Below are 954 nucleotides of genomic sequence, written 5' to 3'. Positions count from 1 at the left end.
CCTGATGCGCGACCTGTCGGGGATGGCGCGGGCCTCCGGCGTCGCGGCGGACCTCGTCGTCGACGCGCTCCCCGTCGACCCCCGCCTGGGCGAGGCCGCCGCCGTCCTGGGTCTCCCCGATCCGGAGGCGCAGATCGCGGACTGGATCCTCGACGGCGGTGAGGACCACGGTCTGCTGGGCACCTTCCCGCCCGGGACCACCGTCCCCCCGGGTTTCACCGTCATCGGGACGATCCACGAGGGAGACCCCGGAACCGTCTCCCTCGACGGGCGCCCGCGGACCCCCGGGGGCTGGGACTCCGCGCGGGGTGCGAACTAGGCTGGCCGCATGGCTGTCTACGCACTCGGAGACCTCGAACCCGACATCGCCCCCGACGCCTGGGTGCACCCCGACGCGGTGGTGATCGGTCGCATCCGCCTGGGACCGGGCGTGTCCGTGTGGCCGACCGCCGTTCTCCGCGGCGACTACGGGCGCATCGAGGTCGGCGCCATGACCAACATCCAGGACGGCACGATCGTCCACTGCACGGAGTCGGAACCGACGGTGCTCGGGGAGCACTGCATCGTGGGGCACAACGCGCACATCGAGGGGGCGACCATCGGGGACGGAGCCCTGGTCTCCTCCGGTTCGATCGTGCTCAACGGCGCCGTGATCGGTGCCGGGGCGGTCGTCGCCGCCGGGTGTCTGATCCCGCCACGGTTCGAACTGCCCCCCGCTCGGATGGCGATGGGAGCCCCCGCGAGGATCCGCGAGGGGTACGAGGTGGACCCGGCGATGCTCGAGGGGAACACGCAGAAGTACCACGACAACGCGATGCGGTACCGCTCCGAACTCCGACGGATCGACTGACCGGGTGGCGGGCGACCGATCGGCTCGACCTCCGCTGGGGGAGGTCGTCGACCCGGGGTGGGCGAGCGCGTTGGCGCCGGTGGAGGACCGCATCCACCGGATGG

The 954-nt window shown here is 72.4% G+C and carries 1 protein-coding gene and 2 pseudogenes; all 3 read left to right on the top strand.

The window, feature by feature from the left end; genetic code table 11:
• A pseudogene (locus G6021_RS09055) lies at nucleotides 1–319 on the top strand (thiamine-phosphate kinase); the annotation flags it as partial.
• Nucleotides 320–328: 9 nt separating this feature from the next.
• Entirely contained in the window at nucleotides 329–850 is a 522-nt protein-coding gene (locus G6021_RS09050; protein WP_182641112.1) for a gamma carbonic anhydrase family protein, read from the top strand.
• A 34-nt stretch (nucleotides 851–884) separates the two neighbouring features.
• Nucleotides 885–954, top strand: a pseudogene (locus G6021_RS17300) (uracil-DNA glycosylase); the annotation flags it as partial.

Source organism: Dietzia sp. CW19 (assembly GCF_014145265.1).
In the GTDB taxonomy this organism is placed as follows: Bacteria; Actinomycetota; Actinomycetes; order Mycobacteriales; family Mycobacteriaceae; genus Dietzia; species Dietzia natronolimnaea.
The sequence above is the reverse complement of the archived record's forward strand: the minus strand, read 5'-3'. Positions and strand labels throughout refer to the sequence as shown.